Here is a 23409-nt window from a genome sequence, read left to right as displayed (position 1 = left end):
CGTGTGCGGGATGAAGCTCGCGGACGTGGATCCCTTCATCGGCACGCAGCCCACCGATCTGCCGGCCCCGACAGGGATCGCCGCGACGTGGTGGTGGCCGAAGCCCCAGATCGGCAACACGCACCCGGGCGCGACCTTCCCGTTCGGCATGGTGTCGGCCTGCGCGTCGTCGGGCGCCTATCCCACCGGGTACGGAGAATATGCGCTCGCGACGGAGGGCGTCCCGCCGCGCATGCGCGAACGGCTCGTCGCGAGCGGAGTGACGCACTTCCAGCAGTCGGGCACAGGCGCGATCCGCAAGTACTACAACTACGTGCGCGTCACGCCCATGCTCGGACCTCTCGACGATCTCGGCGGCCACTGGGACATCACCGAAGAGCAGGCGAGCCCGGGATCCTATGCCTTCGCATTCGCGAACGGGATCCGCGGCGAGGTGACGGTCGGTCCGAAGAGCGCCGTGCACCGTTACACGTTCCCCGAGGCAGCCGATGCGCGCCTCGTCGTCGATCTCTCCGTCGGCGGGCTCGACATTCCGTACGGCGCCACCGTGCCGATCCGCGCGCATCTCGAGAGCCTGGAGCCCGGTGAAGCACAGGGCGAGATCGTCGTCGAGGGCACCCCTCTTGCGATGCACATGACGGCGGACGCCCCCGGGTGGCGGCAGCTGCTCTGGTACGACCGGCGCCTCATGCCCGGCGGGCGCCGACTCGACTTCGACGCGATCCGCCCCACGACCATGCGCCCCTTCGGGCTGATGTGGCAGGGATCCGTCGCGGCCGGCGCGACCGTCGAGCTGCGGATCGGCTTCTCGTTGCGCGGCGTCGAGCAGGCGCGCCGCAACCTCGCCGCCGACTGCCCGGACGGGACGGGATACGAGGCTCGCCGCGCGGCCACCCGCGCGAGCTGGTCGCAGTGCCTCGCGCCCGTCTCGGTATCCGGGCGGGACGACCGCGACGCCCGCAGGGCGCTCGGCACGGCGCTCTATCACTCCCTCATCAAGCCTGCCCTCGCCCCGAACGAGAGTCCGCAGTGGCCGACGAATGGACCCTTCGCGTTCGACATCTGCACGATGTGGGATATCTACCGCACCCAGCTTCCTCTCGTGTCGCTCCTCGACCCGGTCGCGTCGACGGATCTCGCGAACGCGCTCATCGAGATCTGCGAGGAAGAGGGCAACTTCCCGATCGGGTATCGCATGGCGAAGGGATCCGACCGCTTCTCGCGGCAGGCGTCGGGTCTCGCGCACACGCTGCTCGCGGATCTCTGCGCCGCCGACGTCGGCGGCATCGACTGGGAGTGGGCGCTCGTGCACATGCTCGCCGATCTGCGCCGCGCCTATGGTGAGGACTTCCTCACGACGGGCCGCGCGGATCCCGTCAGCCACACCCTCGACATCGCCTTCGCCTACTGGTGCACGGCGCGCGTCGCGGACAGGGTCGGCGACGCGAAGGCCGCGGCCGACTGCCGCCGCCTCGCGGGACGATGGCGGAACGCCTTCGACCCGGCCACGGGCCTCCTGCGCGAATCGACCTTCTACGAGGGGACGAAGCACAACTACTCGTTCCGCCTCACGCACGACATGGCGGGGCGCATCGCGCTCGCCGGAGGGGAGGAGCGCTTCACGCGGCTGCTCGATCGATTCTTCGGGTACGGGGCGGATCCCGTCGTGCAGCCCGGTGTGGATCCGTCGGGCGACGAGATGGAGGCCGGGTATGCGCTCGGCCGTTTCGAAGGGCTCAACAACGAGCCCGATATGGAGGCACCCTGGGCGTACATGTACGCGGGGCGCCCCGATCGCACGGCCGAAGTCGTGCACCACGCGCTGCACCAGATGTTCGGCGCCGGGCCCGGCGGGTTGCCCGGCAATGACGATTCCGGAGGGCTCTCGTCGTGGATTGTCTGGGCCTCGCTCGGCGTATTCCCCGTGGCGGGGCAGGACCTGTTTCTCATCAACGCACCCGCGTGGCCCGATGCGGCGGTCGAGCTACCGGGTGGCGCCCCGCTGCGCATCGAGACGGTCGGGTTCCGCGGCGTCGGCCGAGGGACGGATCCGCAGTACGTGCTCGATGCCGTGTGGAATGGGCATCCGCTGGAGCGCACGTGGCTGACCGGTGCCGAGCTGCGCGCAGGGGGCACCCTCCGGTTCGTGCTCGGCGACACCCCGGGATCCTGGGGCACGACCGTGCGCCCGCCCTCGTTCCCGTCCGACGCGGCAGAGGTCACGCGTCGCCTCTGACTCCACGGATCGGCAGAAGGCACCGCCCCCGAATGCCCACGTGCGCGCGGTGTTCACATGCGCGCGATCACTCGTAACACGCCGTCTCTTTGGGTGACATACGGCGACCATAGTCTCGCCTCACCGAGCCACAGTGAGGAGCAGAGATGACCCGTCGACTCGTCATCGTCGTCCGCGCGGATCCCGTGATCTGCGGCCATTCGGGGGAGGCGCGCAACCTCGCCGAGGCCGCCGTCACCCGCGGATTCGACGACGTCCGTATCGTCACCTGGCCCATCGAGCGTCTCGAGCAGGCCGGTCTGCCGCTCAAGCCTCTCGACACCGTGCTGCCGTACAGCGCCGGGATCACGGTGGAGCGACCTGCGCCCGTCGGCGACTACAAGGTCGTCGACGGCCGTTACATCGGGGGCGTGATCGGGCGCCTCGTCGAGCTCTTCACCGATGGCGTGCCGACCGTTGCGATGTCGCTGTACCTGTCGCCGCACACGACGGCGGTCAGCGACGCCGTCGCGGTCGCGCGCCGCACGGGTCTGCCCGTCGACGTCGTCACGATCGCCGAAGCGGTGGGATCCGACATCACGAACGTCGTGCGACAGTGCGTCGCCGAGGGCCGCTTCGGCGCCGCAGCGCACGTGCTCGAGGGGTACCTCGCGAGTGACGTGTGCGTGGCCGTGAGCCAGTACACGAAGGACCTCATCGTCGAGGAGGCAGGCCGCCTCGACGCCCTGCACGGCACCGCCTATGCGGCACGGTGCGCCGAGCGCGTCGAAGTCTCCTACCCCGCGATCGATGCCGGGGCGTTCCTTCACCTCGACCCGGAGGAGATCGACGACCGTCTCGCCCGCCGAGGCCTCGAACGCGACGGGTACGTGCTCTCGCTCTCGCGCCTCGCCCACGCCAAGGGCATCGACGACCTGATCGAGGGCTTCGCCGCGTCGGGAGCGGGGGACAAGAAGCTCGTCATCGTGGGCCGCGGCCCCGAGGAGAGGGAGCTGCGGGAGTTCGCCGCTCGCTCGTCGGCGGCGGATCGGATCCATTTCCTCACCGACGTCGACGACGCCGAGAAGCCGTTCCTGTTCGCCGGATCCTTCGCCTACGTCCTCGCGACGAAACCGCGGCCCGAGTTCATCGAGACCTTCGGGATCACGCTCGCAGAGAAGGCGCTCGCCGGGGGAGGGCCGTCGATCACGACGACGACGGGCGGGGTCGGTGAGGCGGTCGGAGACACGGCGCTCATCGTCGACGTCGATGCGCCCGAGCAGATCGCCGCGTCGATCGACCGGATCCGCGCGATGTCACCGCTCGAGCGTCGCGACCGGGAGGAGCGGGCGCGCGCCTATGCGCGGCGGTTCGACCGGGCGAGCGTGTTCGACGTGCTCTTCGCGCGCGTCGCGCAGCTGGAGCGCCTCGCGGCGTGAGCCTGCGGGCGAGTCGAGCCGGGGAATCGGCGCCGTGCGCGCCGCCCCGTCCTAGGGTGGAGACCATGAACGTTCCCACCGTGACTCTCAACTCCGGACGCGAGATCCCTCAGCTGGGCTTCGGCGTCTTCCTCGTGCCCGCCGATGAGGCCGAGAAGGCCGTGACCGAGGCGCTCGAGGTCGGCTACCGCCACATCGACACCGCCGCGATCTACAAGAACGAGGAGGGCGTCGGCGCCGCGATCGCGAAGAGCGGGATCCCGCGCGACGAGCTGTTCATCACCACCAAGCTCTGGAACGACCGCCAGGCGGGGGACGAGCCGCACGCTGCGATCCGCGAGAGCCTCGACAAGCTCGGGCTCGACCACGTCGACCTGTACCTGACGCACTGGCCGACGCCCGAGAAGGACACGTACGTCAATGCGTGGCAGAAGCTCATCGAGATCCGCGATGCTGGCCTGTCGACGTCGATCGGCGTCTCGAATCACCTGCCCGAGCACCTCGACCGTCTCGTGAAGGAGACGGGCGTCGTGCCGGCGATTGACCAGATCGAGCTGCACCCCGCGCACCAGCAGGCCGATGTGACGGCCTGGGCCGAGGCGAACGGCACCAAGATCGAGTCGTGGGGTCCGCTCGGCCAGGGCAAGTACCCGCTGTTCGAGAACCCCGCCGTCGCGGGCGCGGCGGACGCGCACGGCAAGAGCCCGGCGCAGGTCGTCATCCGCTGGCACCTCCAGCGCGGCTTCGTCGTCTTCCCGAAGTCGGTGCGCCGCGAGCGGATGGCCCAGAACTTCGACGTCTTCGACTTCGAGCTCTCGGCCGACGAGGTGCGCGCGATCGACGCGATCGACCCGGGCGACGGCTCGGGCCGCGTCGGGGCGCACCCCCTCGAGCTCAACTGAGGCTCAGCACGTCAGGCGCCGTCGTCCCCTCTGGGGCGACGGCGCCTTCGTGTCGGGGCGCCTCACAGGAACCAGGTCGGCAGCCAGAGATGGGCGCGGTAGAGAATCTCGGGTTCGACCCAGCCGGTGCCGAACGGCAGGAAGAACAGCCCGACGGCACCGAAGCCGAGGAGGATCACGTTCGTCGCCGCGCGACGCGCCTCGCTCGAGGCCGCCTGTCGTTCCTGCTCTGCTCGGATCTCCTCGAGCGTCGGATCCGGCAGAGGCGCCGGATCGCGCGGCGCGCGGATCCGCTGGACCGCGACGAGGAGCGCGAGGATCACGAAGGGGAGCATCGTGATCGCGTAGAACGTGAACATCGTGCGACTCGGCAGCAGCAGCCACGGGGCATAGGTCGCAAGGATCCCCATCACGACGAACGCCTCGGGTCCCGCCACGCGTCGACGTCGGACGACGGCGATCGCAAGGCGCACGGCGAGGAACGCGACGGCGAGGAGACCGCCCCACCACACAACGGGGTTGGGAAGGGCCGCCATGAGCCCGACTCCGCCGGCCTCATCCGTCGTGCGATACATGAGCGTCGGATTGAGCATCGGGATCCACTCGAGCGCGGGGCTCGCATACGTGTGGTCGCTCGTGACGCCCTGGTGGAATCCGAATACCGCACGGTGGTAGTTCCACAGGGCGACGAGGGGGTTCGGCGACGATCCCCGGCCGTATCCTCCCGTGGTGGTGAGCCAGCCCGTCCAGCTGATGAGGTATGTCACGAGGGCGGGCGGCACGAGCAGCACGAACGACGCAGGTCCCTGGTACCCGATCGCCGATTCGACCCAGCGCGTCGCGCCGGCGCGACGCCGGTCGATCGCGTCGGCGACGACGAGCGCGATGCCGAGCACTGCGATCGCGTAGAGGCCCGACCACTTCACGGCCGTTGCGAGCCCGAGCGTCGCGCCCGCCGCGAGGATCCACGGTCGCCGCCAGAGCACCGGACCGGCGATTCCGTCGCGTTCGACCCCCTTGCGGATCGCGGCGACCGCGCCGGGGCGATCCAGCAGTGCGAACCAGAAGGCGAGCAGGACGAGGAACGCGAGATGGGTGTCGAGAAGCGCGATGCGACTCATCGACACCGCGAGCGGGTCGATCGCCAGGAGGGCCGCACCTGCGGCCGCGAGCCCCGCGGATCCCGTCAGGCGCTTGGCGACGATGTACAGCAGGGGTACGAGCAGCGTTCCGACGATCGCCGTCGTGATGCGCCAGCCCGTCGGGCCCGGCCCGAACAGTGCCATGCCGAGGGCGATGATCCACTTGCCGAGCGGCGGATGCGCGACGAAGGATCCCTCCTCCGTGAAGCCGTCCGTGTCGCCCGCCTCGAACGCCGGGTTCGGATCCTCGCCCCACGTGCCCTCGTAGCCGAGGTTCCCGAGCGTCCAGGCGTCCTTGACGTAGTAGGTCTCGTCGAAGATCAGCTCGCTCGGTCCGCCGACGCCCGCGATGCGCAAGACCGCCGCGAGCGCCGTGATCGTGAGCGGAACGCCCCATCGCAGGGCGGCCGAGGTCGTGGAGCGCGCAGTCACATCGCCAGCCTAGGCTTTGACGCATGATCATCCTCGCGGGCACCCCGATCGGAAATCTCGGCGATGCGTCCCGGCGCCTCGTCGAGGTGCTGAGCGCGGCGACCACGATCGCGGCCGAAGACACGCGTACGACGCAGAGGCTGCTCGCCGCGCTCGGAATCGACAATCGCCCGCGCCTGATCCCGCTGCACGATCACAACGAGAAGCGGATCTCCGCCGAGCTCGTCGAGCTCGCCCGCGACGAGGACCTGCTCGTGCTGAGCGATGCGGGCATGCCCACAGTGAGCGACCCGGGGTACGGTCTCGTCGCCGCAGCAGCGGACGCGGGAGTCGAGGTGACGGCGATCCCCGGCCCGAGCGCCGTGCTCACCGCCCTGGCCGTGTCGGGGCTGCCGACCGATCGTTTCGCGTTCGAGGGCTTCGTCGCCCGCAAGCCCGGGGAGCGGTCGCGGGCGTTCGCCGCGGTCGCGGACGATCCCCGCACGCTCGTATTCTTCGAGGCGCCGACGCGCACGGCGCAGACGCTCGCCGATATGGCGATCGCGTTCGGCGGCGATCGCCGGGCGGCGGTGGCACGCGAGCTGACGAAGCTGCACGAGCAGGTCGTACGCGGATCCCTCGACGAGCTTGCGGAGTGGGCGGCTGCCGGTGTGCGGGGCGAGGTCGTCCTCGTCGTCGCGGGCGCCAGCCCGCGCGAGGTCCCGCTGGACGAGGCGCTCGCCCGCGTCGCGGTGCTCGTCGAGGGCGGAACGCGTCTCAAGGACGCAACCCGCGAGGTCGCGCAGGCGACGGGCCACCCTGCCCGCACTCTCTACGACGCGGCCCTCGCGGCCCGCTGAAGTCCACAAGTCTTCGCCGAGTCCGCTGCAATTCGCAGCGGACTCGGCGAAGACTTGTGGAAATGTCGCTACGCGAGGGAGTCGTCGGCCTGGACCTCAGACCAGACCGAGAGCATGTGGGTGCGGGAGTGCTCTTCGGCCTTCTCGCCGTCACCCTCGCTGATCGCCGCCGCGACCGATTCGTGCTCCTCGAGCGTGCCCGCCGCGGGAACCGAGGGGGTCAGGCCCAGGCGGCTCCGCCCCGTGAGCACCTCCCGCACGGGCGCGCGCAGTGCGATGAGCTGAGGATTGCCGGATGCCTCCAGCAGCAGATCGTGGAAGGCGACGTCGACCTCGAGGAAGTCGTCGGAGGCGCCCCGCCCCTCATCGCCGAGCGTGCGAAGGAGGCGGGCGAGCCGTCGTAGCTCGGCGCGCTGCGCCGGTGTCGCCCGGAGAGCCGCAAGCCGCGCGGCGGTCGGCTCGACCGCGACGCGCAGTTCCATCAATGCCTCGAGCTGCTGCTGCCGGAAAGGCCCCTGCAGATTCCACGAGATGAGCTGAGGTGAGAAGGCGTCCCAGGCATCGCGCGGGCGCACCGTGATGCCGACGCGGCGGCGTGATGCGACGAGGCCGAGGCTCTCGAGTACCCGCACGGCTTCGCGGACGACCGTGCGGGAGGCCTCGTAATCGCTCTCGAGCTGGGCCAGAGTGAAGACCGAGCCTGGGGGGATCTCACCGGCCGCGATGCGCGCGCCCAGGTCGCTCGTCACGTCGCTGTGGATGCCACCGACCATCGGTTCCCTCCTCGGAGTCGATTAGTGATACCTTACAGTGCCAATAAGTAGTATCTTTGTGGTGCGGCGTCGCAGAGGGCCCGCATCCCCCCATCGAATTCAACGGAGAATCCCATGACAGAAGAGTGGACTCAGACACTCGGCGCCGGGCCACTTCTCGGCATCGCCGCCGGTGCGATCGTCCTCATCCTGTTCCTCGTCATCAAGGTGCGGCTGCACGCCTTCCTCACCCTGATCCTCGTGTCCGTGCTCACGGCGATCGCCGCGGGCATCCCCGTCGGCACCGTCGTCGGCAAGCTGACAGAAGACTTCGGAGGGACGCTCGGATCCGTCGCCCTCCTGATCGGGCTCGGCGCGATCCTCGGCCGCCTCATCGAGTCGTCGGGCGGCGCGAAGGCCGTCGCCGATCTCATGGTGCGCGTGTTCGGCGAGAAGCGCGCCGCCTTCGCCCTCGGCATCACGTCGCTGCTGCTCGGCTTCCCGATCTTCTTCGACGCCGGCCTCATCGTCATGCTCCCGATCATCTTCGCGGTCGCGCGTCGCATCGGCGGGAAGAACCTCCTGCTGTTCGGCCTCAGCGGCGCGGCAGCGTTCTCGGTCATGCACGTGTTCCTGCCGCCGCACCCCGGGCCCGTCTCGGCGACGGAGCTCTACGGCGCGAACCTCGGGATCGTGCTGCTCCTCGGCCTCGTCATCGCCTTCCCGACCTGGTACCTCTCGGGCTACCTGTGGGGCAAGTTCGTCAACAAGCGCGTTCCGATGATGGTCCCGGCGCTGTTCGGCACGATCGATGAAGACCAGCCGCAGAACCCGCCGAAGGCCGGCACGGTCATCACGATCCTCCTCGTGCCGATCGTCCTCATCTTCCTCAACACCGGCCTGAACGCACTCGGCTCGGTCGGAGCGGTCGACCCCGGCGCCTTCTGGGTGCAGGCGCTCTCGCTCATCGGCGAGTCGCCCATCGCGCTGCTCATCACGGTGCTCCTCGCCCTCGTCGTGCTCGGCACGGCCCGCGGCGAGAAGGGATCCGCCCTCGAGAAGCTCGTTGACGGAACCTTCGGTCCGGTCGCATCGGTCATCCTCATCACGGGTGCCGGTGGCATGTTCGGGGGCGTGCTGCGCGCGTCGGGCATCGGCGACGCCCTCGCCGACACGCTCGCCGATCTCGGGCTGCCCGTCATCATCGCGGCCTACCTCATCGCCGTGATCCTGCGCCTGGCGCAGGGCTCTGCGACCGTCGCGCTCGTGACCTCGGCCGGACTCATGGCGCCCGCGGTCATGGCGGGAGGCTTCAGCGCGGTCGACGTCGCGGCGATCACTCTGGCGACGGCGGCGGGATCCGTCTTCGCTGGGCACGTCAACGACTCCGGGTTCTGGCTGGTCGGCCGACTCATGGACATGGACGTCAAGACGACCCTTCGGACGTGGACGGTGCAGCAGGCCCTCGAGTCGGTCGTCGGCTTCGTTCTCGTGCTCGCCATCTACCTGATCTTCTGAGGAGGAGCTCATGACCACCGATCTGTTCGATGTCACGGGGCGGCTTGCGCTCGTGACGGGATCCTCGCGCGGCCTCGGGCGCACGCTCGCTCTCGGCCTCGCCGAGGCGGGCGCCCGGGTCATCCTGCACGGACGCGACGCCGACGCCCTCTCGGAGGCGGCGGATGCCGTCGCCGAGATCTCGGGGGAGCGCCCCGCGACGGTGCGCTTCGACGTGACCGACGCCGGCGCCGTCGAGGAGCAGATCGGTGCGCTCATCGCCGAGCACGGCGTGCCGGACATCCTCGTGAACAACGCGGGCCTGCAGCGGCGCGCGCCGTTCGCCGAGTTCGACGTGGCCGATTGGGACGCCGTGCTCGCGAGCAATCTCTCGAGCATGTTCTACGTGTCGCGCTTCGTGACGCCGGGCATGGTCGAGCGAGGATCCGGAAAGATCGTCAACGTCGCGTCGGTGCAGTCGAAGCTGGCGCGGCAGACGATCGCGCCGTACTCGGCCTCGAAGGGCGGCGTCGCGCTGCTCACGCAGGGCATGGCGGCCGACCTCGCGCGCTACGGAGTGCAGGTCAACGCGCTGTCGCCGGGGTACTTCGCGACCGATATGAACCGCGCCCTCGTCGAAGACGAGAAGTTCAACGATTGGCTCGTGAACCGCACTCCCGCCCACCGGTGGGGTGATGTGCGCGAGCTGCGCGGAGCGCTGCTGTTCCTCGCCTCCGACGCGTCGAGCTTCGTATCGGGGCAGAACATCGTCGTCGACGGCGGAATGACGGCGGTCGTATGAGCGCGTCCAGCATGCGGGCCGTGTTCATCGACGGCGCCGAGCAGATCGCGGTGCGCGAGGTGCCCGTTCCGGAGCCGGGCGACGGCGAGGTGCGGATCCGCGTCTCTCGTGTCGGCATCTGCGGAAGCGATCTGCACTACTTCTTCGAGGGCGCCAACGGCGAGTACGTCGTGCGCGAGCCGCTCGTGCCCGGTCATGAGCTGTCGGGTGTCGTCGACGAGGATCCGCGGGGCGAGTTCGCGCCGGGAACTCCCGTGACGATCCACCCGGCACGCTTCGGCACCGAGGTGCCGGGAACGCAGGGCGAGCCGCACCTGTGGCCGGGCGGATCGTATCTCGGCAGCGCGTCGACGATGCCGCACACGCAGGGCGCGATGGCCGATCTCCTCGTGGTCGATCGGGGCATGGTGCGCCCGCTTCCGAGCGGGCTCGGCGTCGACGCAGCCGTGCTGGCCGAGCCCCTGGGGGTGGCCCTGCACGGCGCTTCGCGGGCCGGCGACCTCGCCGGGGCGCGGGTCCTCGTCTCGGGGGCCGGGCCGATCGGCCTGCTCGCCGTCGTGGCGGCCCGCGCGCGCGGCGCCGCGCACATCACGGTCAGCGATGTCCTTGACGAGCCGCTCGAGCGCGCCCGGGAGCTGGGCGCCGATGACGTCGTGCGGATCGGTCAGGACGAGCTGCCGGTCGAGGCGTTCGACGCCGTGCTCGAGTGTTCGGGCGCGCCCGTCGCGATCGGTGCCGCGGGCGTCGCGGCCCGCCGCCGCGGGGTTGTCGTGCAGATCGGTATGGTTCCGAACGAGCCGCGCGGCGTGAATCTTGCGCCGTTCATCTCGAAGGAGATCGATCTGCGCGGGGCGTTCCGCTTCCGCGACGAGATCGACGAGGCGGTCGCGCTCCTCGCGGAGCGTCCGGATATCGCGCGCGTCGCGACCCACGTCGTGCCCGTCGCCGAGGTGCGCGATGCGTTCGAGCTCGCGCGGGATTCGCGACGATCGGGCAAGGTGGTCGTCTCGCTCGACGACTGCTCGGACTGAGCCGCAGGGAGGCGCAGATGGACACCGCACACGATGACGTCGTCGTCGGCATCGACATGGGGACGACGGCGACGAAGGTCGTCGCGTACCGGACCGATGGCCGGGCCGTGGCCGAGGCCTCGCACGGATATCCGCTCGATGAGCCCGTCCCTGGGCACGCGGAGCAGGATCCGCGTGACATCCTCGACGCGGTCTACCGCGGTGTCCGCGACGTCGTCGGAGCGGTCGGGGCGGAGCATGTCCGCGGCGTGAGCTTCTCGAGCGCCATGCACAGCGTCATGGCCCTCGACGCCGACGGGCAGCCCCTCACCCCGGTCGTCACGTGGGCGGATACGCGCGCCGCTGAGGAGGCCGCACGGATCCGCGACAGCGGGGCGGGGCTTGCGCTCCACCGCCGTACGGGCACGCCCGTGCACCCGATGTCGCCGCTGACGAAGCTCGTCTGGTTCCGCGCGCACGAACCAGAGCTCTTCGCGCGCGCCGCGACCTGGGCGGGCATCAAGGACTGGGTGCTGCTGCAGATGTGCGGCTCCCTCGTGACGGACCATTCGCTCGCCTCGGCTTCTGGTCTCATGGACATCCATCGGCTGGCCTGGGACGACGAGGCGCTCGACCTCGCGGGGATCACCGACGCGCACCTTCCCGTTCTCGTCGCGACGCGGCACATCCTCGACGGGATCACTCCCGAGGCGCGGAAGGCGACGGGCCTCGACCTCGAGACGCCGGTCGTCGTCGGCGCGGGCGATGGCCCGCTCGCGAACCTCGGCGTCGGAGCCGTGCGCTCCGGCGTCGCCGCGTGCTCGGTGGGGACGAGCGGCGCCCTGCGCGTCGCGGTCGACCGGCCGAGCGTGGACCCCATGGGAGGCGTGTTCTGCTACGCCCTCACCGAGGACCGGTGGGTGATCGGTGGTGCCATCAACAACGGCGGCGTCGTGCTCGATTGGGTGCGCGCCGAACTCGCCTCCGGCGAGGCGGGGCTGTCGACGGCGCAGCTGCTCGACGAGGCGATGACGGTTCCCGCGGGATCCGGCGGGCTGCTCATGCTGCCGTACCTGCTCGGCGAGCGCGCCCCCCGGTGGGGTGGCGTCGCGCGCGGCGCCTATGTGGGGCTCACCCGCTCGCATCGCCGGGCGCACCTCGTCCGTGCGGCTGTCGAGGGCGTCGCGCTGCAGCTGACGCTCGTGCTCCAGTCGATGCGTCAGGCGGATCTCGACATCTCGGAGATCCGCGCGACGGGCGGTGTCATGAAGCACCAGATCTGGCGCCAGACCCTCGCGAGCGCATTCGGCGACGCCATCGGCTTCCCCGAGAGTCCCGAGGGATCCGGCTTCGGCGCCGCGCTGCTCGGCATGGAGGCGCTCGGCCTGATCGACTCGATCGATGTCGCGGCCGACATGGTGCCGGTCGCCGACGTGACCGCACCGGTGCGCGGCGACGCCGAGGTGTACGCCGAGCTGCGTCCCGTCTTCGAACGGCTGTATGCGGCGCTGCTGCCCGCGAACGTCACGCTGCAGGACATCGCCTCGCGCCTGCCGCTCGCGCACTGAGCGCCGCGCCCGTCTCGTCGAGAAGCAACGCGACGGGCGCGGCGTCGACGCCGGCTCGCGATGCGGATACTCTCGAGCCATGGAGACGAAGATCTCGATCCCGAAGCGTATTGGCCTCATCTTTCTCGGCCTCGTGCAGGTGACGCTCGCACTGTTCGCCTTCCTCGATCTCTGGGCACGCCCGGCGGAGGACGTGCGAGGAAAGAAGCCGTTCTGGATTCCTGTGATCCTCATCAACTGGGTCGGCCCCCTCGCGTACTTCGGCCTGAGCACGCGACCACGCCGCTGACGACGGAGCTCTTCGCCCGCCCGACGACATGAGGGCGCGACGCGACGCAGTGCGCGGGGCGGCAGAATGAGGGCATGACCACGACTGCATCGCGATTCGTCCGCCCCGCCGTCGCCTGGATCCTCCTCGTCCCCCTGCTCGGGCTCACGGCCTGCACGGGCGACGACGGCCTCGGTGATGCCGTCGACGAGCTGACGAGCGCGATCGAGGGGCACGATCTCTCGGGGCTCGGGGGCGGGCTCGATGAGATCGTAGAGCCGCTCGCCGGGTACCCGCTCGAGGTCTCGGCCGCCGAGCCCGAGCGGACGGACGATGGGGCGACCGTCGATCTTGCGTTCGCCTGGGAGATCGAGGGTCGCGAATGGTCCTACCGCGAGACGGCCGTGTTCGTCGAGACGTCCGAGGGATGGACGGTGGAGGGCGACCCAGCCCTCGTCGCCGATGGCCTCGCCGACGGAGAGCGCATCGAGGTGACCCGGGAGTACCCGGAGCGCGCTGCCATCGTTGGCGCGGGCGACGAGACTCTCGTCACCGAGCGTCCGGTCACACGCTACGGGCTCGACAAGAGCTGGATCGAGGCCGATCAGGTGGCCGACAGTGCCGCCGCGATCGCCGAGGCGGTGGGTGTTGACGTCGAGCCGTTCGTCGCGCGCGCCGAGCAGATGGGCCCTCAGGCCTTCGTCGAAGCCATCGTGCTGCGCCCCGAGGATGCGGCGGATCGCGTCGCCGACGGCTACGCCGAGATCCCCGGTGCGAATGCGATCGACGACACGATGCTTCTCGCGCCCACCCGCGAGTTCGCTCGCGATCTGCTCGGGACCGTCGGTGAGGCGACCGCCGAGATCATCGAGGAATCGGACGGAGAGATCGCTGCGGGCGACCAGGTCGGGCTGTCCGGGTTGCAGGCCACGTACGACGCGGAACTCCGGGGAACACCGGCGATCACGATCAGCGCCGTCTCGGGCGAGGGCGAAGACGCCGAGCGTCGCGCGCTCACCAGCTGGGAATCCGAGGAAGCGGATCCGCTCGTCACGACGCTCGACGTCGAACTGCAGAACCGTGCCGACGAGGTGCTCGCCGGAGTTTCCGGGACGAGCGCACTCGTCGCGATCCGCCCGTCGACGGGAGCGATCGTCGCGGCGGCGGATGGGCAGTCCAGCGACATCCCGAACGTCGCGACGACGGGGCAGTACCCGCCGGGATCCACGTTCAAGGTCGTCACGGCGCTCGCCCTGCTGCGGTCGGGAATGTCCGCGGACGATGCCGTCACGTGCGCGGAGACCGTGACGGTCGACGGCTTCGAATTCCACAACTACGACGACTACCCCGCTTCGGCGACAGGGGAGATCACCCTGCGCCAGGCGATCGCGAATTCGTGCAACACGGCGCTGATCGGCGAGCGGGCGCGCCTCGATGATGACTCTCTCGTCGGTGCTGCCGAGGCGCTCGGCCTCGGAACCGAAGCCGATCTCGGCTTCCCGGCCTTCCTTGGCGCCGTACCGTCGGCGGAGAGCGAGACCGAGTTCGCGGCCGACATGATCGGGCAGGGCCGCGTCCTCGCGAGCCCGCTCGCGATGGCGACCGTCGCGGCGTCGGTGAGCGCGGGGCAGGCCGTGGCGCCCCACCTGCTCGCCGACGAGGAGCCGGATCGCGAGGATCCGGCCGCTCCGCTCACAGCCGAAGAGGCCGAGACGCTGCAGGGATTCCTGCGCGCCGTCGTCACGGAAGGATCCGCGACGGAGCTTGCGGGCCTCGAACCCGCCGTCGGGGCGAAGACCGGCACGGCCGAGTACGGCGAGCCGGACGAGAGCGGCGAGCTCCCCGTCCACGGCTGGATGATCGCAACGCAAGGCGATCTCGCGGTGGCCGTGTTCGTCGCCGAGGCGAGCAGCGGATCCGAGACGGCGGGCCCGATCGTCGAGGCGTTCCTGCGCTGAGACGAGTGCGTCGTCTCCTGTGAAATACGAGGGCGCGGCCCCCATAGACTGTCGGGGTGACTTCCGGCGGTTCGTTCTACATCACCACACCCATCTACTACCCGAGCGATGTCCCGCACATCGGCCACGGGTACACGACGGTGGCGGTCGACGCGCTCGCGCGCTGGCACCGCCAGGGCGGTGACGACACCTGGATGCTCACGGGCACCGACGAGCACGGCCAGAAGATGATGCGTGCGGCCGCCGCGAACGGCGTGAGCCCGCAGGAGTGGGTCGACAAGCTCGTCGCTGAAGAGTGGAACCCGCTCCTCGAGACGCTCGATGTCGCCAACGATGACTTCATCCGCACGACGCAGGAGCGTCACGAGGAGAGCGTCAAGGCGTTCATCCAGGCGATCTACGACCGTGGGCACATCTACGCGGGCGAGTACGAGGCGCTGTACTGCGTCGGCTGCGAGGAGTTCAAGCCCGAGAGCGAGATCGTCGAGGGCACGGGTGCCTTCGAGGGGCTGAAGGTCTGCGCCATCCACTCGAAGCCGCTCGAGCTGCTGCACGAGAAGAACTACTTCTTCAAGCTCAGCGAGTTCCAGGATCGGCTGCTCGCGCTCTACCGCGATACCCCGGATTTCGTGCAGCCCGAGTCGGCGCGCAACGAGGTCATCGCGTTCGTGCAGCAGGGGCTGAAGGATCTGTCGATCTCGCGCAGCGCGTTCGACTGGGGCATCCCGGTTCCGTGGGACGCATCGCACGTCATCTACGTGTGGGTCGACGCGCTGCTGAATTACGCCACCGCGATCGGCTACGGATCCGACGACGAGAACTTCTCGCGCCGCTGGCCCGGATACCACGTGGTCGGCAAGGACATCCTGCGATTCCACGCCGTGATCTGGCCGGCCATGCTCATGGCGGCGGGGCTCGAGGTGCCGAAGGGCGTGTTCGCGCACGGCTGGCTTCTCGTCGGCGGCGAGAAGATGTCGAAGTCGAAGGCGACCGGAATCGCCCCGCAGACCCTCGTCGACACCTTCGGATCCGACGCGTACCGCTTCTACTTCCTCTCCGCGATCGCGTTCGGGCAGGACGGCTCGTTCTCCTGGGAGGACATGGTCGCCCGGTATCACGCAGAGCTCGCGAACGGCTTCGGAAATCTCGCCTCGCGCTCGGTCGCGATGACGGCGAAGTATTTCGACGGATCCGTTCCGGAGCCCGGGGAGTACACCGAGGCTGATCTGGAGATCCAGACACTCGTCTCCGACGCGGCGCGGAAGGCCGACGCAGCGATCGAGCGGTTCCGCATCGACGAGGCGATCGACGAGATCTGGAAGATCGTCGACGCGCTCAACGGATACATCACCGACAACGAGCCCTGGGTTCTCGCGAAGAGCGATGAGCTGCGCGGCCGCCTCGGGACCGTCCTGTACACGTGCCTGGAGGGGCTGCGCGCGCTCGCCGTGCTGCTGTCGCCCATCATGCCCGAATCGACCGCGAAGCTGTGGCAGGCGCTCGGCGCGGAGGGCGTGCTCGCGGAGCAGCCGATCCGCGAGGCGGGACGCTGGGGTCAGCTCGCCGCCGGCGCGACCGTCTCGAAGCTCGCCCCGCTGTTCCCGCGCATCGAGGAAGACTGACACGCACTGATGACCGAGACGTACGTCACCGCGCGCGAGAAGAAGGGCCGGAAGGACCTCACACACCCCGAGGCGCCCGAGCCGCTCGCCGTGCCGGTCGTCGACAATCACTGCCACCTCGAGATCGATGATGGTGAGGATCCGCTGACGCTCGACGAGCAGCTGAACCGGGCGGAGGCCGCCGGAGTTTCGGGGGTCATCCAGGCCTCGGGGGACATCGCGTCGTCACAGTGGGCAGTCGCCGCCGCCGAGCGTGACGCGCGCGTGCTCGCGGCCGTCGCGATCCACCCCAACGACGCGCCCGTGTACGCGGCCGACGGCCGGCTCGACGAGGCGATCGGCGTGATCGACGATCTCGCGTCCCACCCCCGCGTGCGCGCGATCGGGGAGACGGGGCTCGACTACTTCCGTACGGCGGAAGACGGGCGCCCGGCTCAGATGGCGTCGTTCGAAGCGCACATCGCTCTGGCGAAGAAGCACGGCATCGCGATGCAGATCCACGACCGCGACGCCCATCGCGACGTGCTCGACACGCTCGCGCGCGTCGGAGCCCCCGAGAAGACGGTGTTCCATTGCTTCTCGGGCGACGAGCACATGGCGCGCGAGGCGGCCGAGCACGGGTACTGGCTGTCCTTCGCGGGCAATGTGACCTTCAAGAACGCTCAGAACCTGCGCGACGCGCTCGCGGTCACGCCGCGCGAGCGGATCCTCGTCGAGACCGACGCGCCGTTCCTCACACCCGTGCCGTACCGAGGGCGCCCGAACGCGCCGTATCTCGTGCCGCTCACGATGCGCTTCCTTGCGGCCGAGCTCGACGCCGACCTCGACGAGCTCTGTGCGCAGGTCGCCGCCAATACCCGCGAGGTCTACGGCGAGTTCTGAGGCTCACGGGCGTCTTCCGTGTTAAAGACTACGGCAACAGCCTGCAGTAAGGTTCGCGAGTGATGAGGCGAGCCGCCCTCGACGCGACACGAACGGCGTACGGGTGGTGAGTGAGAAGATAAGAGGATGACTGCCGTTCGCCTGCTCGGGGCCGCCGACATCCGCCGTCTCGCCGCAGAGCTCGACGTCACCCCGACGAAGAAGCTGGGACAGAACTTCGTCGTCGACGCGAACACGGTGCGGAAGATCGTGCATACGGCGCGCGTGGCGCCGGGGGAACGCGTCGTCGAGATCGGTCCGGGCCTCGGGTCCCTGACTCTCGCGATCCTCGAGCAGGGCGCGAAGGTCACGGCCGTCGAGATCGACGGGCGCCTTGCGTCGCGCCTGGCGCAGACGGCGGCCGAGCAGGGCGTGCCGGACGGCCAGCTGACGGTCGTCGAACACGACGCCATGACCGTCGCGGAGCTTCCCGGGGATCCCGAGGTTCTCGTCGCGAACCTCCCGTACAACGTGTCGGTTCCCGTGCTGCTGCACTTCATGCAGACGTTCCCGACGCTCGGTCGCGGCGTCGTCATGGTGCAGGCCGAGGTCGGCGAGCGTCTCGCGGCGGCCCCTGGCTCGAAGATCTACGGCTCGCCGAGCGCGAAGGCCGCGTGGTACGGATCCTGGCGGCTCGCCGGGACCGTCTCGCGGCAGGTGTTCTGGCCCGTTCCGAACGTCGACAGCGTCCTCGTCGCGTTCGAGCGCTCCGCCGAGCCGCTCGGATCCGTCGAGGAGCGCGAGGCGACCTTCCGCATCATCGACCTCGCTTTTCAGCAGCGCCGCAAGATGCTGCGTCAGGCCCTCGCGCGGGAGCTGGGAGGATCCGCGGCATCGGCGAGCGCGGTGCTCGAGGCTGCGGGCGTCGATCCGACCGCGCGCGGCGAGTCGCTCGACGTGCACGCCTTCCGGCGGATTGCGCGCGAGGCGTCGGCGTCCCGGTAGCCTGAACGGGTGACCGACTCTCCCCGCTTCCACGCCCGCCCCGTCGCCGATCTGCATCGCCCGTACGCCGCGGCGAGCGACCGGTACGAGCGCCTGTCCTACCGTCAGGTCGGCTCGTCGGGGCTGTTCCTCCCGCCGCTGTCGCTCGGACTGTGGTGGAACTTCGGGGACAACATGCCGCTCGACGGTCAGAGGGCGCTGCTGCGCCACGCCTTCGACAGCGGGATCACGCACTTCGATCTCGCCAACAACTACGGCCCGCCCTACGGATCCGCCGAGAAGAACTTCGGGCGCATCTTCCGCGAGGACCTCGCCCCGTACCGCGACGAGCTCATCATCTCGTCGAAGGCCGGGTACGACATGTGGCCCGGGCCGTACGGCGACTGGGCATCGCGCAAGTACCTGCTCGCGAGCGCCGATCAGTCGCTGAAGAGCATGGGGCTCGACTATCTCGACATCTTCTACTCGCACCGGCCCGACGAGGTCACACCGCTCGAGGAGACGATCGGCGCGCTCGACACGCTCGTGCGCCAGGGTAAGGCGCTCTATGTCGGCATCTCGTCGTACTCCGAGAAGCGCACCATCGAGGCGAAAGCCATCGCGCGCGAGATGGGCACGCCCCTCGTCATCCACCAGCCGTCGTATTCGATTCTCGACCGGTGGATCGAGGACGGGCTCACGGGTGCTCTGCGCCAGGAGAAGATGGGGGCGATCGCGTTCGTCCCCCTCGCGCAGGGTCTGTTGACGAGCAAGTACCTCGGCAGCGGGACGGCCGAGCGCGCGCAGAACCGTGGATCCCTCGGCGGCCAGCGCCTCACCGACGGGGCCCTCGCGCAGCTGCGCGCTCTCGATGCCATCGCGACCGAGCGGGGCCAGACGCTCGCGCAGATGGCGATCCAGTGGGTGCTGCGCGACGAGGTCGTGGCGTCCGCGCTCATCGGCGCCTCGCGTACAGAGCAGATCGACGAGAACATCGCGGCGCTCGATGGGCCTGCCTTCACGGCGGAAGAGCTCGAGCTCATCGACCGGGCAGCCGACGCGATCGGCGACGTCTGGGCGCCGACCGAGTCGTGAGCGGGGCCGTGTCGTGACGCTTGTCGAGGAGTTTCCCGGGGTGCGCGTGCGCGCGCCCGGGAAGATCAACGTCTTCCTCGAGGTCGGTGCGCGCCAGGAAGACGGCTACCACGAGCTTGCGACGGCGTTCCAGGCGGTGTCGCTCTTCGAGGATGTCGTCGCGAGCCTTTCCGACGGTTTCTCGCTCGCGGTGACGGGGTCAGTGGACACGACGGGAGTTCCGGAAGACGACACGAATCTCGCCCTGCGTGCCGCGCGCCTGCTGGCGACTGAGGCCGGATACGGCGGCGGCGCGCACATCGATATCCGCAAGGACGTCCCCGTCGCGGGGGGCATGGGTGGCGGATCCGCGGACGCCGCCGCGACCCTCGTCGCCTGCGACGCGCTGTGGGGGACGGGCCTGTCGACGCGCGAGCTTCATTCCCTTGCAGCCCGGCTCGGAGCGGATGTGCCGTTCGCCCTCACCGGCGGCACGGCCGTCGGGACGGGGCGGGGAGACGCCCTCAACCCGGCGCTCGCCCGCGGACGCTTCGAATGGGTGCTCGTACCGGGCGCGTCCGGGCTGTCCACGCCCAAGGTCTACCGCGAGCTCGACCGGATGCGTGAGGAGCACGCCGAGCACATCTCGCCGGTCTCCGACACACCGACCGTGAGCGCCGACGTGCTGCACGCGCTGCGCGCGGGCGATCCCCGCATGCTCGCGGAGGTGCTGCACAATGATCTCCAGGCGGCGGCGCTGCGTCTGCGTCCCGATCTCGGGGAGGTGCTCGACTTCGGTGTACGCGAGGGGGCTCTGGCCGGAATCGTCTCGGGTTCCGGGCCCACCCTCGCCTTCCTCGTCGAGTCGCGACAGGACGGCTACGGCCTGCAGCAGCGGCTCGCGCGTGCCGGATACGAGGCGATCCACGCGCACGGACCCGTGCACGGCGCGCGCATCGTCTGAAAGAAAGGGACCGAGCGGGATGGACCTCAACAGCGACGTCGGCGAGTCGTTCGGCGCGTGGCCGATGGGCGATGACCGGGCGATGTTCGGGCACGTCACGAGCGCGAACATCGCGTGCGGCTTCCACGCGGGCGATCCGTCGGGGATTGCCGCCACCTGCCGTGCCGCCCTCGACGCGGGCATCGTCATCGGAGCACACGTCGGATACCGCGATCTGGCGGGTTTCGGGCGTCGCTTCGTGGACTGCTCCGAGCAGGAGCTCGCCGACGACATCGTCTATCAGATCGGCGCGCTGCAGGCGCTCGCCCGCAGGGCGGGAGGGGACGTGCGCTATGTGAAGCCGCACGGCGCCCTCTACAACGCGATCGCGACGCACGAGGCGCACGCCCGTGCCGTCGTCGACGCCGTGCGCGCCGTCGACGCCGATCTCCCTCTTCTGCTGCTTCCCGGATCCGTTGCCCTCGACATCGCCGAGGCGCGGGGCGTGCGGGGCGTGCGTGAGGCCTTCGCAGACCGCGCGTACACGCCGGACGGGCTCCTCGTCTCCCGCCGCGAGGAGGGAGCCGTGCTCCACGATGCCGATCTCGTCGTGCGCCGGATGGTGCGCCTCGCGGAGGAGGGCGTCGTCGAGGCGATCGACGGATCCGACAGCCGCATCCCCGCCGACAGCATCTGCCTCCACGGTGATACTCCGGGGTCCGTCGCGATGGCGCGCGCCGTGCGCACGGGGCTGGAGAAGGCCGGGGTCGAGATCGCGAGCTTCGTGTGAGGCGGCGCGAGGCGATCTTCGTCCGCTCCGCGTGCTTTTCGGTGAATCTGCCTTCGCTCGGAGCGGCGCGATGATCGGCGTGCGACCCGTGGGGGACCGTGCGCTGCTCGTCGAGCTGGACGGCATCGACGAGGTGATGGCGTTCCACGCGCGAGTGACGGAGTCGCCGCTCGGCCAGGTGGATCAGGTGGCCGCCGCCCGAACCGTGCTGCTCACCTTCGCCACGTCCCGTGAGGCGCGGCGCGCGGCCGAGGTGGTCCGCGAGATCGACGTCGCGCCGATCCCTGCCAGCGAGCGTCGCACGAGCGACATCGACGTGGTCTACGACGGCGAGGATCTGGACGCCGTCGCCGATCTCACGGGTCTGTCGCGCGAGGCGATCGTCGCCGCCCACACTGCATCCGATTGGGTGGCCGCGTTCGGCGGCTTCGCGCCCGGCTTCGCCTACCTCGCGGGCGGCGACGCACGCCTGCGCGTGCCGCGACGCGACAGCCCCCGCACCGCGGTGCCCGCGGGGTCCGTCGCGCTCGCCGGTGAGTTCTCCGCTGTGTATCCGCGCACCTCGCCCGGCGGGTGGCGGCTCATCGGGCGCACGGACGCGGTCCTCTGGGACCTGGACCGGGATCAGCCCGCCCTCCTGCGGCCCGGCGACGCCGTGCGCTTCCGCGCCGTGCGCGCCGAGGCCGCGGCGGCCGCCTCGTCGAGCGGCGGAGGAGTCGAGGATTCGGCGCATCTCTCGGAATCATCCGTCCCCTCTGCTTCTCCGGGCGCCGCTTCGCGCCGTACTGAGCCTCCTGGCGGCAGGGGCCCATCCGGGGCCAAAGCCGGCACATCGGGGCCCGCGCTCGAGGTCGTCGCCCCGGGCCTGCTCTCCCTCCTCGAGGATCTCGGACGCCCGGGGAATGCCGATCTGGGCGTGACCGCGTCGGGTGCGGCCGACTCCGCGTCGGCACGGCAGGCGAACCGGCTCGTCGGGAATCCTCGCGAAGCGGCCGTCGTCGAGAGCCTCGGGGGTCTCGCCGTCAGGGCCATTGGCGATCAGGTCGTCGCTCTTTCGGGGGCTGAGGCGCCCGCAAGCGTCGCGGCACCGGATGAGGAAAGCGAACCTGTCCGACGCGGATCCGCCTTCCTGCTGCGCGATGGCGAGACCCTGAGCATCGGAATGCCCGAGTCGGGCCTGCGCGCCTACCTCGCCGTGCGCGGAGGGATCGACCTCCCCGCGACGCTCGGCAGCCGCAGCGCCGACCGTCTGGGCGGTCTCGGGCCGGCACCGCTCGCCGCGGGCGTGCGGATGGCGATCGGCTCCGATGCGCGCGTCGTGGGCGATCCGGAGCCGCCTCTCGCGATGCCCGGAGGCGAGGCCGAGCTGCGGATCCGATTCGGTCCCCGCGACGATTGGTTTGCGGGATCCGAGCGTGCGCGGCTCCTCGACGGCCTCTGGACGGTGGCGGCGGCGTCGGATCGCGTAGGTCTGCGTCTCGAGCCCGGCGACAGCGGGCCGTTGCAGGTGCGCGAGGGAGAGCTGCCGAGCGAGGGCGTCGTCGCCGGATCCCTGCAGGTTCCGCCCTCGGGCGAGCCGGTCCTGTTCGGCGCCGATCATCCGGTCACGGGTGGGTACCCCGTGATCGCGGTCGTGATCGCCGCCGACCTTCCCCTCACGGGGCAGCTGCGGCCGGGGGCCCGTCTGCGCTTTCGGGACGTCAGCGCGCTGCAGTGAGCTGAGTTGCCGCGGCATGAGCCTGCCGCACGAGGGCGGCCCGGCGATCGGAATCCGCGTGGCCGGGTGAGAGGGCGACGTCCGCGACGCGCGCCAGCGTCGTCCAGCTCGCGGAGAGCGAGATGATCGACAGCATCAGGTGCTCGACGTCGTCGAGCGCGGATCCGGGAAGCGCGTCGCGGAGCTGGACGGCATGCGAGGCGCACAGGGGCCGGCGACGGTCGGCGGCGACGGTTTCGTCGAACTCGAGGCTCTCCCAGGCGAGGAGGCGGGGCAGCTCGGGGCGTTGGTGGAACCGGTCGAACATCCATCCCGCGAACTCCGCGACGGCGTCCGGGCCCGATCCGCGCACCTCGGCTCCGTCGAGGAGTCCGCTGAGCTCCTGGGCGAGAACGGCGGCGAAGAACCCGCGCTTGTCGCCGAAGTATCGGTAGACGCGTTCCTTGTTGACTCCGGACTCGCGCCCGATCGCGTCCATGGAGGTGCCCGAGTAGCCGTGTGATGCGAACAGGCGAACGCCTGCGTCGAGGAGGCGACGACGCGTCGTCTCGGTGTCCCAGGGCATGGGACGAGTCTATCGGACCCCAAACGAGC

General features: G+C 70.1%; 20 protein-coding genes. 17 read left to right on the top strand and 3 right to left on the bottom strand.

Annotated elements, in window-relative coordinates; translation table 11 throughout:
• Positions 1 to 10: 10 nt before the first annotated feature.
• The 3 genes from C0012_RS01160 (at position 11) to C0012_RS01150 (ending at position 4556) form a co-directional block, all read left to right on the top strand.
• Positions 11 to 2236, top strand: a complete 2226-nt coding sequence (locus tag C0012_RS01160) for a glycoside hydrolase domain-containing protein (RefSeq protein WP_110588586.1) — start codon at positions 11 to 13, stop codon at positions 2234 to 2236.
• 146 nt (positions 2237 to 2382) lie between these two features.
• Positions 2383 to 3654: a glycosyltransferase gene (locus C0012_RS01155; protein WP_110588587.1), complete on the top strand. Its 1272-nt coding sequence runs from the start codon at positions 2383 to 2385 to the stop codon at positions 3652 to 3654.
• A 65-nt stretch (positions 3655 to 3719) separates the two neighbouring features.
• Positions 3720 to 4556 carry an aldo/keto reductase gene (locus tag C0012_RS01150; protein ID WP_110588588.1) on the top strand — a complete coding sequence of 279 codons (837 nt, stop codon included), beginning with the start codon at positions 3720 to 3722 and terminating at the stop codon, positions 4554 to 4556.
• 62 nt (positions 4557 to 4618) lie between these two features.
• On the opposite strand, the gene C0012_RS01145 is transcribed toward C0012_RS01150, so the two are convergent.
• Positions 4619 to 6130: a dolichyl-phosphate-mannose--protein mannosyltransferase gene (locus tag C0012_RS01145; protein ID WP_110588589.1), complete on the bottom strand. Its 1512-nt coding sequence runs from the start codon at positions 6128 to 6130 to the stop codon at positions 4619 to 4621.
• A gap of 23 nt (positions 6131 to 6153) precedes the next feature.
• On the opposite strand from C0012_RS01145, the gene rsmI reads away from it, so the two are divergent.
• On the top strand, positions 6154 to 6969 hold the full coding sequence (rsmI, locus tag C0012_RS01140; protein ID WP_110588590.1) for a 16S rRNA (cytidine(1402)-2'-O)-methyltransferase: 816 nt from the start codon (positions 6154 to 6156) through the stop codon (positions 6967 to 6969).
• Between the two features lie 68 nt (positions 6970 to 7037).
• On the opposite strand, the gene C0012_RS01135 is transcribed toward rsmI, so the two are convergent.
• Positions 7038 to 7742, bottom strand: coding sequence for a FadR/GntR family transcriptional regulator (locus tag C0012_RS01135; RefSeq protein WP_110588591.1), 705 nt, complete (start codon positions 7740 to 7742; stop codon positions 7038 to 7040).
• A gap of 114 nt (positions 7743 to 7856) precedes the next feature.
• On the opposite strand from C0012_RS01135, the gene C0012_RS01130 reads away from it, so the two are divergent.
• The 13 genes from C0012_RS01130 (at position 7857) to C0012_RS01070 (ending at position 22815) form a co-directional block, all read left to right on the top strand.
• Positions 7857 to 9239, top strand: coding sequence for a GntP family permease (locus tag C0012_RS01130; protein WP_110588592.1), 1383 nt, complete (start codon positions 7857 to 7859; stop codon positions 9237 to 9239).
• A gap of 10 nt (positions 9240 to 9249) precedes the next feature.
• Positions 9250 to 10020, top strand: a complete 771-nt coding sequence (locus C0012_RS01125; protein WP_110588593.1) for an SDR family oxidoreductase — start codon at positions 9250 to 9252, stop codon at positions 10018 to 10020.
• Between the two features lie 11 nt (positions 10021 to 10031).
• Entirely contained in the window at positions 10032 to 11051 is a 1020-nt protein-coding gene (locus C0012_RS01120) for a zinc-binding dehydrogenase (RefSeq protein ID WP_110588594.1), read from the top strand.
• Positions 11052 to 11068: 17 nt separating this feature from the next.
• Positions 11069 to 12598: a gluconokinase gene (locus C0012_RS01115; protein WP_110588595.1), complete on the top strand. Its 1530-nt coding sequence runs from the start codon at positions 11069 to 11071 to the stop codon at positions 12596 to 12598.
• A 79-nt stretch (positions 12599 to 12677) separates the two neighbouring features.
• A complete protein-coding gene (locus tag C0012_RS01110; RefSeq protein ID WP_110588596.1) occupies positions 12678 to 12887 on the top strand; it encodes a hypothetical protein in 210 nt (69 codons plus the stop codon).
• Positions 12888 to 12961: 74 nt separating this feature from the next.
• Positions 12962 to 14824, top strand: coding sequence for a penicillin-binding transpeptidase domain-containing protein (locus C0012_RS01105; RefSeq protein ID WP_110588597.1), 1863 nt, complete (start codon positions 12962 to 12964; stop codon positions 14822 to 14824).
• Between the two features lie 56 nt (positions 14825 to 14880).
• Positions 14881 to 16446, top strand: a complete 1566-nt coding sequence (metG, locus tag C0012_RS01100) for a methionine--tRNA ligase (RefSeq protein ID WP_110588598.1) — start codon at positions 14881 to 14883, stop codon at positions 16444 to 16446.
• 9 nt (positions 16447 to 16455) lie between these two features.
• Complete coding sequence (locus tag C0012_RS01095; protein WP_110588599.1) at positions 16456 to 17328, top strand: TatD family hydrolase; 873 nt, start codon at positions 16456 to 16458, stop codon at positions 17326 to 17328.
• A 126-nt stretch (positions 17329 to 17454) separates the two neighbouring features.
• The gene (gene rsmA / locus C0012_RS01090; RefSeq protein WP_110588600.1) at positions 17455 to 18312 is read left to right on the top strand and encodes a 16S rRNA (adenine(1518)-N(6)/adenine(1519)-N(6))-dimethyltransferase RsmA; all 858 of its coding nucleotides are present in this window, start codon (positions 17455 to 17457) and stop codon (positions 18310 to 18312) included.
• Positions 18313 to 18321: 9 nt separating this feature from the next.
• Positions 18322 to 19386, top strand: a complete 1065-nt coding sequence (locus tag C0012_RS01085) for an aldo/keto reductase (RefSeq protein WP_110588601.1) — start codon at positions 18322 to 18324, stop codon at positions 19384 to 19386.
• Positions 19387 to 19399: 13 nt separating this feature from the next.
• Entirely contained in the window at positions 19400 to 20329 is a 930-nt protein-coding gene (locus tag C0012_RS01080; RefSeq protein ID WP_232527729.1) for a 4-(cytidine 5'-diphospho)-2-C-methyl-D-erythritol kinase, read from the top strand.
• 19 nt (positions 20330 to 20348) lie between these two features.
• Positions 20349 to 21098, top strand: coding sequence for a LamB/YcsF family protein (locus C0012_RS01075; RefSeq protein WP_110588603.1), 750 nt, complete (start codon positions 20349 to 20351; stop codon positions 21096 to 21098).
• 70 nt (positions 21099 to 21168) lie between these two features.
• Positions 21169 to 22815, top strand: coding sequence for a 5-oxoprolinase subunit B/C family protein (locus tag C0012_RS01070; protein WP_110588604.1), 1647 nt, complete (start codon positions 21169 to 21171; stop codon positions 22813 to 22815).
• Here the strand turns inward: C0012_RS01070 and C0012_RS01065 are convergent.
• Positions 22799 to 23380: a TetR/AcrR family transcriptional regulator gene (locus tag C0012_RS01065; protein ID WP_110588605.1), complete on the bottom strand. Its 582-nt coding sequence runs from the start codon at positions 23378 to 23380 to the stop codon at positions 22799 to 22801. The two genes, C0012_RS01070 and C0012_RS01065, sit on opposite strands and share 17 nt — an antisense overlap.
• Between the last annotated feature and the right edge of the window lie 29 nt (positions 23381 to 23409).

The sequence above is a fragment of the Microbacterium suaedae genome (genome assembly GCF_003254645.1).
Taxonomy (GTDB): domain Bacteria; phylum Actinomycetota; class Actinomycetes; order Actinomycetales; family Microbacteriaceae; genus Microbacterium; species Microbacterium suaedae.
This window is presented reverse-complemented; position numbering and strand designations above follow the sequence as displayed.